The organism is Streptomyces griseocarneus (assembly GCF_014655595.1).
In the GTDB taxonomy this organism is placed as follows: Bacteria; Actinomycetota; Actinomycetes; order Streptomycetales; family Streptomycetaceae; genus Streptomyces; species Streptomyces griseocarneus.
Genome location: NZ_BNBL01000026.1, coordinates 1 through 9,709, shown reverse-complemented (window position 1 = coordinate 9,709; position 9,709 = coordinate 1). Strand labels below are relative to the sequence as shown.

Here is a 9,709-nt window from a genome sequence, read left to right as displayed (position 1 = left end):
ACTTACCTCCGCGAGCGCGATACCCACTACATCGCCCAGGCCAAGGCCAACCATCCCGGCCTGTTCGCGCACCAGGCACCGCAGCAGACCGGTGAGCTGCTCGAAGACACCACCTTCCTGCCAGGAGGCGAAGTAGCCGTAGGTGGCCCGCCAGCGGGGAAGTCATGTGGGAGGTAGCGCCAGGAGATGCCGGTGCGGTCCACGTAGAGCACGGCATTCATCAGGGTGCCGCAGGTCACGCTCGGGCGGACGGTCGATGTCCAGGCCGGGACCACGACGCTCTTCCCGCCAGGCGGTCAGCACCGGCCCCGATCAGCTTTCATGACGCATGACGGATCGTCGGGATAGCCGCGGTGCGGAGTCATGTTTCCGATGTACTGCGCGGCGGCCGGCTTGGCCAGCAGGCAAACGACCGCCGCTCGGGACACCTTGGGATGACACAGGAGATACCAGGATGAAACATCTCTCTCCTGCCACGTAACGGGCCTAACGGCTCACCAGCCCCTCAAGCACCTGGACGCCATGGCCGGAACACCACAACATGTTGCCCTGGAACAGAACTAAACGCTCAGTGAGCACTCTCTGGCAGACCCGGACGTTCCGCCAGCCCTTCGCCGCCCGCGCTGCCGTGCCCTGCGAACCGGTCGGCCCCGCCCGCATCGGCCGCCGCCTCGTGTGCCGCCGCGCGAAGGGGATGGATGCCGGCGCCATCGCACGCGCCCTCGAGAACGCCCGGTTCGATGCGCGGCAGGACTCCGGCACGAGGACTTGGCCGACGACGTCCGCGGCCGGGCGGAGCTGGCGGAGTGGGAGCGCATCGAGCAGCTGCTCGCCGTCGCGGCGCCGGGCACGAGCGGGCATCGATGCTCCGGCGTCACAACCCGGCTCCTCTCGTCGGATCGTCGGACGTCCATCCGGACACGGCGCATCGGCGAACCGTGACACCGCATCGTTGTGCTCCCGTTCACAGCGAGGGTGCTGTTCAGTGCCTCGGTAGAGTGACCACCGTGAAATCGAAGATCGCGTCAGTGCTCATCACCGTCACCGCCGAATGCCCCAAGGGCCCGGTCTCGAAGAGCCCCGACGAGGGGGAGGGGCCGTCGGGCCTCCCGCAGGTAGTGCGCGTCACCGGCGCCAGACCGCGGTCATGCTGACGATGACGCACCAGGAGTGGGACGCGGCGGCGCTGCGGCTGCTCGGCGATCCCTACGTCTTCGCGGCCACCGGCCCCCGCCGGCACGAGGACTGGACGCACGACGTCCTCGCCGTGCTGCACCGGGAGGTCCCCGACCCCCGCGGCCGGGTCCGGCTGGACATGGACCGCACCAACACCGCCCGTTACGGGCTCCCCGCCTACCCCTTCGACCCCCCGGCCGCGGGGGAGATGCCCGGCCTCCTGTACCGCCTGGAAGCCGAGGCGGCGGTCGCCGCCCTCGCCGTCATGGGTGAGGAATGGCAGGCGGAACCCGCTCCCGTCCGCACTCGCCCGGACCGGGAAACTGTGCTGGCGGACGCCCGGACCCTGCTCGGCAGATACGGCCCCGCCGCGCAGTACTGGACCAACGCGACGGCCGCCGCTTCGGACCCCGCCCCGGACTTCGTGGCGGCGGGCCTGCAGGGCACGTGCTCCAACACCTTCCTGACCTCCGCGTACCTCAACGGCCTCGACCTGTTCTACGACCTCGGCCTGATCGCCGTGTCCGGCGACGAGGTGGGGGTCTTCTGGTCGATCGGGGCGTTCTGACGCTCAGGTGCCCCGGCCGACCCGGCGCCCCAGCCGGCTCAGCGCCTGCTCCGGGTAGCGCCGGCCGGTCATCGCCTCGGCGGGGACGGCGTCGCCGATCCGCGCCAGCTGCTCCGGCATCATGACTAGGGCCACGCCCGCGGCGTTCGCCTCCAGGCGGGCGAGGCGCTTGGCGCCGGGGACCGGGATGATGTCGTCGCCCTGGGGCGAGCAGCCAGCTGAGGGCGGCCTGCGCAGGGGTGCAGCCGATCTCTCCCACGACGGCTTCGAAGGCCCGTACGAGTGCGAGGTTGCGGTCGATGTTCTCAACAGAGAACCGGGGCCAGCGCAGCCGGTTGTCCCCTTCGGACAGCTGGTCGAGTGAGGAGGCAGCGCCGGCGAGCATGCCGCGGCCCAGCGGCGAGTGCGCCACCGCGGCCGTGCCGAGCTCCCGGCAGGTCGCGAGCATCTCCCGCTCGACCACGTCCGGGGTGGCGAGCGAGTACTCCATCTGGTTCACATACAAGATCGCGTTGAGGATCTCGCGCAGGTCGTGCTCGGGTGCGGGTCCGATGTCCGGGGTATGACGCCGACGCTCGGCCCGCCAGGCGGACGACGCCGGCTCGATCAACTCCCAGCAGGCTTCGGGCAGATCACTCGGATACGGGCGACGCTCAGCCATGACCCGGGCGTACCGCCAGCGGGCACGTGCGTCCAGGAGTGCGGACGCCGACACGGCAGCACACCCCTTGAAACCCACCGGCCATCTTGGGATGAGACTGGCCCAAGCAACATCCCACCCCTGCTCTGTTCGCCGACCGCGGCTATGACCACGACATCTACCGCGAGCGCGTCCGTGAACGCGGGCATCATGCCGGCCATCGCCCGCCGCCCCGGCCGCCGCGCCCTCCTTCGTTCCCGGCCGCGCGTACGAACGTGGGAAGCAGCGGTCGAGCAACAGCGCCGCTTGCTGTTCCAGGTGCTGATCCAGCCACCGAACACACCGACCTGGCATACCTCAGTCGGGGAGCATGCACGTCGAGGCCGTCGGGGACTTCCCGGTCGCCGCATACTGCCGACGAATCTCCGACTCAGATCACTAGCCGCACGGCGGTCGGCACACCCGCGCCGGTACCGCCATCACGCCAGGAGGAGGGGCCGGTCCCACGTCGGCGCGACATCGGTGGCCGCCGCCAGCAGGGCGAGGACCACGCCCGCCGCGCCTTCGAGGTAGCCGGGGCCTTCGGCCGAGAGCGCGACGGGCGAGGTGAGCAACTGCCCGGCGAGTGCGGTCGCGGCCCGCGCGAGTTCCGGGTCGCCGGTGTCCGACGCGAAGCGGGACGTGATGTGGAGCAGCCCGGCCACTCCGTGACACAGACCGGGGGTGCCGTCGACGCGGCGTCGCGCCGCGGGCCGCCGGAGGGCGGCTTTGAGGGCCTCCACCGCGAGAGCGCGCAAGGAGGCGTCGTCGAGTGCCGTTCCGGCGAGCCACAGGGTTCTGGCGACGCCGGGACTGCCGTAACACCACGAGGCCCGGGCGGGGCGGAGGCCTTGGGGAGCGGGCCGGCCGGGGAGTGGCGCCATTCCGGGCCAGTTGGGGCCCCAGGCGTCATCGGTGCGGTGTGCCGCCAGCCATCCGGCCACGCGGGCGACGGTCTCCCGCTGTCCGGGGACGGTGACGCCGGTGTCGAGGGCCAGGGAGAGCAGCGCGAGCGGCCCCGGGATGCCGTGCGCCAGGCCGCAGTCGAGGACGCCGTCCGGAAACTCCTCGCGCGTCCGGGCGTCCCTCAGGGCCTCGGCGGGGGTGTACCAGTGGGGTGTGCCCGCCCGTTCACCGCACAGCGACACGAGGGCGGTGAGCACGGCACACAGCGCGTCACGGGCAGCGGGCTCGTGGCGGCGGCCGAGCAGATACGCGCCCGTACCGGTCACGCCGGAGATGACGTCGAAAACCCGGACGGGCATGCCGTGCGAGTCGCCGAGGGCCCGGGCCCGTCGCCCCGCTTCCCGGGCGACGCCGTCGTGCAGGGAACGGAACGAGGGGGCGTCGGGAGACAGCGACCAGGCGGCGAACGCGAGGCCGCCGAGGCCGCCGAACACCGCCGGTGTGCTCGTGCCGAGCCGCTCGGCACCTTTGACCGCCGCGGACAGATAGCCGTCGGCCATGGCGTCCCAGCCCAGCCCCGGCATGCAGCGGTCCAACTGGTGGTACGTCAGGGCGAGCCCCGGTCCGCCGCCGGCGAGGTCGGGGCGGACACAGGTGGGGGTGGACCGCGGCCGACCCGCCAGGGTGGTGACGAGATCGAGGGCCGCGGCGGCCGTGCCGGGCGGCAGTACGGCCGTCCATCCCGCCACGTCGACTCCTCGTTCCCCAGGTGGTTCCGTGCGGCCGTCCCAGCCGACCGCACGGAACGGGTTCGCGTTGTCCGTGTTCTTCTAGCGACAGCGGGGCGGCTCAGTGCATCCGTCCGTGCGGTCGGTGGTGAAGATGGTGTCGCAGCACATCATCGGCTCCAGTGACTGCTCATCCGTCTCGGGCAGTTCCTGAAGTTCCAGGACCTCGGTTTCCATGGCGGATTTCTCCTTTGGTGGTGGTGTCGGCCGGTCATCGAGGGTCGACCAGCCAGGATCTGTTGCCGCCGTAGGTGAGGCGCAGCAGGAAATCCAGCACGCCGGCCAAGCCGACGCCGTAGCCGGCGCTGACGTCGCGCAGGGTTTCGTCGGGCACCAGCAGGCGGCCGTCGCGCAGGACCGCCCGGGCGGACAGACAAGTGGCGGTCTCCGCCGCCCGGGTGCGGTAGTGCTCCTCCCCCGTCGCGTCGGCGAGGTCGAGCAGCAGCTCCGCGTTGCCGGCCGCCCCGTGGCAGGTGCTGGGGCCGACCCGGCAGCGGTCCCGGTGCACCGCCCGCGCCGCGCGGTCGGCGTACTCGCGAAATCGCGCGTCGCCGGTGGCGGTCCACAGCCGTACCAGGAACGTTCCGATGCCGGAGGCGCCATGGCACCAGAAGTTCAGGTCGGTCCGTTCGGTCCGGCCCGGCCCCTTCGGCCAGACGGCCGCGTCACCGCGCGGTTCGGCCACGGCGCACAGGGCGTGCCCCGCCCCCGTGGCGATGTCGAGGAAGTCCGCTCGTCCCAGGTCCCGCCCGGCGGCGAGGAGGAAGGCGGCGTTCCCGGCGATGCCGTGCCCGAAGCCGTACAGGGCGGAGCCGGCGAGTTCGCGGCGGTGTTCCGGACCGACGGGCCAGTCCACGCCGTGCTCGGCACCCGCGGTCAGTCGAACGAGCCGGTCGGCGCACTCCGACGCGCGATCGGCGAATCGTGGATCGCCCGTCGCGTGCCACAGGTGCAGTTGGGCGAGGCCGGCGCCGGCGAGGCCGTGGCAGATGTCGGGGTGGCGCCAGTCGAGCGGGATGCGCAGGGCGTATTCCACGGCCCGGTCCGCCATTCCCGGGTCGCCGAGCGTCCGCGCGGCGTCGTGGAGCGCCCATGCCGTGCCGGAGCGGCCGAAGTACAGGCCGGGCAGGATTCTGCTCGGCGCGGTGAGCCGTCGGTCCAGCCACCGGGCCGCCGTCCGCAACAGCGGCTCGGCGGTGGTCTCGCCGGAGCGGACCGCCCGGTCGAGGACGGCCAGCACACCGGCCGCGCCCATTTGTACGTTGCAGGGGTCGCTGAGCGGAGCCGAACGCGGCCGTGGCCACAGGTGCTCTGCGTCCGGTTCGGCGGTGGCCGCGAGGTGGGCCAGGCCGTCGGCCAGCAGTCGGTCGACGGCGCCGCGCGCCGGCGGGGGTGCTGCCGGCAGCGGTGTCCCGACAGGGTCCGCCCGGAGGAAGGCGGCGGCCTTCTCCTGCGGCCAGCGGGCCGGGCCGTCCGCCGTGAGGCCGATGACGAGGGGGGCGAGTGCCCGGAGCGCGGGCGCGGCCGGTGCGGCGGTTTCGACGATCTCCGCGAGCCGTTCACCGGCCGGGCGGCGGGGCTCGGAGTCGTCGGCGAGCAGCGGGATGATGCCGGTGGCGGCGTACAGCAGGGTGGCACCCAGGCTGTAGCAATCCGCTTCGGGGCCGGGTGCGGGCGGCGGTGAGTCGCCGTCCCGGTCGGGGCCGCCCAGGTACTCGGGGGCGGTGAAGCCGTGGGTGCCGACGACATGAGCCCGCTCGCCCGCGCGGACCGCGCATTCCATGTCGACGAGGACGGGGGTGTCGTCGGGGGTCATCACGATGTTGCCGGGCTTGAGGTCGCGCAGGACGAATCCGGCCGCGTGCATCCGGCCGACCATGTCGGTGAGTTCGCGGGCCAGCTTCCACAGGGACGCGACCGGGAGCAGTCCTCGGACGTCTCGTGCGATGCCGTCGGTGGTCCACCGTTGCAGGCTCTTGCCGTCGATCAGGTCTTCCACGAGAAAGACGTGGCCGGCGGATTCGAAGACGTTGCGGACGGCCGGTGTGATGCGAAGGGGTGCGAGCCGCTTCAGGATGTCGGCCTCGTAGCGCAGCCAGTACCTGGCGTCCTTGCCGTCCGAGGTGGCTCCGATGTGCGGCCGGGCCTCCTTGAGCAGGACATCGTCACCGGTCCGCCGGTCGCTCGCGCGGTAGACGCCACCACGGTTGGAGTGCCGGATGGCCTCACGGACCAGATAGCGGCCGGCGACGAGGACGGGGTCGCCGCGTCGGCGCCCCGAGGCGGCGCGGGCGGGCGGATCGAACGGGGGGCGAGCCCAAGGGGGTGGTGAGAACCACGGGTTGCGCTCGTCCGCTACGAACGTTCCGTCGGGCGCCTGCAGCCGGCCTTCGTAGAGGCCTTCGTCGTTGAGCTCACGGGGCCGGGCGAAACAGCCGTAGCGGTAGTGGACCAGGCTGTCCGGCCGGTACCGCCGGTCCGACAGAATCGCCGGTCCGGCGAGTCCGGCAGTGGCCTCGTGGAGTTGCCCGGTCAGGACCCGCAATTGATCGTCGTCGAGCGGATAGACGGTGAGGAACTTGCCCGACTGCGCGCGTGGCGCCCGGACCGAGGTGAGTTCGGCGGTGACCCGTGGCGAGACGGCGAACTTGAACGCGCACGCGTGGGCCACCAGGACCCGGGCCGCGCTCTCCAGAACGCGGGCCGCCGAGGCGGGGGTCGCGGACAGGTGCAGCTTCCAGCCCTGCTGCCGGGGAACGTGGCACGGCGGCGTGACCATGCACCAGGTTTCGCCGTCACGCAGCGTCCACCCGATCGCCGAACACTCACCCAAAGCACGTAGAGCGATCGCCTGATAGCTCACCGCCACGATCTCAGCATGGCAGCTCGCCGGGCGGCGCGCGAGGGGCTGTGGACGACTGATCCCTGGTGCCCGGACCGCGCGGTCGGGCCTACTCTCGGGGCGGTGAACAGGAGACAGCAGAAGAAGCTCACGAAGCGCCTGGTCTCGGCCGCGTCCTATGGAAGTGCCGCGGAGGTGACCGCCCTTCTGCGGTCGGGGGCGCATCCGGACAAGGCCGATGCCGAAGGCTCCACCCCGCTGTACGGGGCTTCCGTGCGGGGATCCGCCGACATCGTCCGGCAGTTGCTGGCCGCGGGTGCCTCGCCCGACACGGAGAGCACGGGCGCCACGGAAGGGACGCCGCTGTGCGCCGCCTCTTGTTGGGGGTACACCGACGCGGTGCGGGCGCTGCTGGCCGGCGGCGCCGATCCGAACCTCCGTGAAGACCACGGCACCGGCCCCTCTCCGCTGGAGTGGGCGGAGCAGGGTTCCCATGCCGAGACCGTCGCCGTACTCCTCGCGGCGGGTGCCCGTCCGCGCGAACGGGCCATGTGACACCGGCGCCCTAAAACAAGTTGCAGAAGGCTGTGAGTGGGCAGGTCAGAGCCGCTTCCGGCACTTCTGATCAGGCAACCATGGTGAGATTGTGCATGTGGGCGACCGCTTGACGGCACGGTGGAGACCGTCGCCTTGCTGCCGGCAGTCACGGAGGATCGGCAGCCAGGGTACGAACGAACCACCGATCACATTCCGGCTTGTGGATGACCTCGACCGGGGACGCTGAGGGACTGTCCGCGGCGCGGGTACTTCGCCTCGACAGGGCCGCGGGCGAAAGTTCAGCGACGACCAGTGTGCGTACGTCGAAGCGCACCGGCACACCTGGGACGACGACCTGACCCTGCGCTCCGCCTGCCAGGAGGCCAAGGAAGAAGACGACGGCGCCGAGCGGGAGACCTGGCAGCCGGCCCCGGCCGCGGCATCGACGCCGGGGGTCCCCGAGTCCAGCCCGGAGCCTGAGTGGCCGAAGCGCTGGCTGGGCGGCCTGCGCCGTCGCCGGTAGCGCGCGGCACAGCCAGCGATCCAGCGCGCACTTCCCCGGACCAGGCCCTGCGCCAGCGCCGGTCGTTGACCCGTCCGTGACCACTGCTGATGTATCCACGCTCCTGGCGGAGTACGAGGCCCGTACGCGGGTGCCCACCCAGGCCGAGCGCGCTTTCCCTGAAGAATCCGTGTGTTCAAGCATCGGGGGAGACAGTTATCCAGCACTTGGCGTGTGGTGCGGTCCCTGGCCCAGGGGCGTTGGGGGCCATTGCCTGCTGAGGGCATCCTAGGGATCCGTGGATCCGGTCAGACCGGTTTCCCGCTTGTGCACTTCCGGCCCCACGGGAACGCTGTTGGCCCCCACCCCTGGCATATGCATGCCTTCAAGGAGGGAACAGCCATGCCCTTCAGACACATCGCCACCGGCGCGCTCGTCACAGGTCTCGTACTCGTGGCCGCGCCCACGCTCCCGGCCGCGACTGCCGCGGCCCTCCCGCCCGGCTGCACCAGCGGCGCCTTGCCGACCGGCGGCGTCCACCTCGTGTGCACCCAGGGCGTCCCCGCCGGTACGACACTCAGCGGCACCGACCAGGCGGACATCATCGAGGTCAGGGGCGGCGACGACGTCAGCGGCCACCTGGCCGGCGTGGTCAACGGCCTCGGCGGGGACGACGTCGTCATCGTCGACAAAATCCTCTCCAGCGGCAGCGGAAGAAATGTCCGCGGGGCCATCGACGGCGGTGACGGCGACGACAAGATCACCGTGACCGACAAGGACAAGTTCAGCGTCCAGGGCACCATCCACGGCGGTGCGGGCAACGACACCATCACCACCGGCGAGGTGTCGTACCTGGGGGACATCGACGGTGGTGCCGGGAACGATGTGATCACCACCGGCGACGTGTACAGCAGCACGATCGACGGCGGTGACGGCAACGACATCCTCCGCCTCACCGCCTTCCGCGTACCCGGATATGACAAGGCGAGCCGTCTCGACGGCGGAGGCGGAAACGACACCATCACGGTCGGGAAGCTGGCCGGCCCCCTCCATGGCGGCCCCGGTGCCGACGAGATCACCGTGGACGGGACAACCCCCATAGAATCCCGCCTCCCCAAGCCCGCCACCGTCGACGGGGACGAAGGCGACGACGTCATCCGCGTCGAGGCGATCGGCGCCGGCGACGGGGCGCGCGCCACCTGCGTCAGCGGGGGCGCCGGAGCCGACCTCATCGAGGTGCCGTCAGCCGGGCAGGACGGATACGCCACGGTCTCCGGGGACGACGACGATGACGTCATTCAGGGACCGGGCGCCACGCCCGTCGTCCTCGGCCCGTACGGGACCGTCGACGGCGGCGGGGGCGACAACACCTGCCGCACCGACAACAACGCGGGCGGCACGGTCACCAACTGCCAGAGCTAGCGCCGCGTGCCCGAGCCCTCAGCGGGCCGCCGATCCCAGCAGTTGTTCCTCAGATCGAGTGCGTCCCGTGTTGGGGCCGTCCAGTTCGGCCAGCAGAAGCCGACTGAGCTGAACAGCTGAATTTGACGGGGAACGAGAGTTCGCCGAGGATCTCGCCCGCAGCCAAACCTCGAGTGCCTGGCTCCGCGTCGGCCTGCCTGGGGCACCCCCCCCGGTCGCCTAACGATCTCGTGCACGGTTGGCCGTGGCGTGTCGTCGACCGCGGCCGTACCCGTCCTCAGGCCACGTG

General features: G+C 71.5%; 7 protein-coding genes and 1 pseudogene. 3 read left to right on the top strand and 5 right to left on the bottom strand.

All coding sequences use genetic code 11. The features are described 5' to 3' along the window. Positions 1–365 (bottom strand): annotated as a pseudogene (locus tag IE295_RS34060) (transposase); the annotation flags it as partial. Positions 366–1,147: 782 nt separating this feature from the next. Here IE295_RS34060 and IE295_RS33035 point away from each other — a divergent pair. Next, on the top strand, positions 1,148–1,744 hold the full coding sequence (locus IE295_RS33035) for a hypothetical protein (RefSeq protein ID WP_224323677.1): 597 nt from the start codon (positions 1,148–1,150) through the stop codon (positions 1,742–1,744). On the opposite strand, the gene IE295_RS34055 is transcribed toward IE295_RS33035, so the two are convergent. The 4 genes from IE295_RS34055 to lanL form a co-directional block, all read right to left on the bottom strand. After that, a complete protein-coding gene (locus IE295_RS34055; protein WP_229923030.1) occupies positions 1,656–2,192 on the bottom strand; it encodes an aldo/keto reductase in 537 nt (178 codons plus the stop codon). The genes IE295_RS33035 and IE295_RS34055 overlap by 89 nt on opposite strands. A 671-nt stretch (positions 2,193–2,863) precedes the next feature. Next, on the bottom strand, positions 2,864–4,078 hold the full coding sequence (locus IE295_RS33025) for a lanthionine synthetase C family protein (RefSeq protein WP_190067497.1): 1,215 nt from the start codon (positions 4,076–4,078) through the stop codon (positions 2,864–2,866). Between the two features lie 81 nt (positions 4,079–4,159). After that, positions 4,160–4,294, bottom strand: coding sequence for a hypothetical protein (locus IE295_RS34230; protein ID WP_263454252.1), 135 nt, complete (start codon positions 4,292–4,294; stop codon positions 4,160–4,162). 34 nt (positions 4,295–4,328) lie between these two features. Next, positions 4,329–6,980 (bottom strand): class IV lanthionine synthetase LanL, encoded by a 2,652-nt coding sequence (lanL, locus tag IE295_RS33020; protein WP_224323679.1) that lies wholly within the window; start codon positions 6,978–6,980, stop codon positions 4,329–4,331. A gap of 102 nt (positions 6,981–7,082) precedes the next feature. On the opposite strand from lanL, the gene IE295_RS33015 reads away from it, so the two are divergent. Beyond that, entirely contained in the window at positions 7,083–7,514 is a 432-nt protein-coding gene (locus IE295_RS33015; protein WP_190067495.1) for an ankyrin repeat domain-containing protein, read from the top strand. An 886-nt stretch (positions 7,515–8,400) separates the two neighbouring features. Continuing rightward, positions 8,401–9,420: a calcium-binding protein gene (locus IE295_RS33010; protein ID WP_190067494.1), complete on the top strand. Its 1,020-nt coding sequence runs from the start codon at positions 8,401–8,403 to the stop codon at positions 9,418–9,420. Positions 9,421–9,709: the final 289 nt, after the last annotated feature.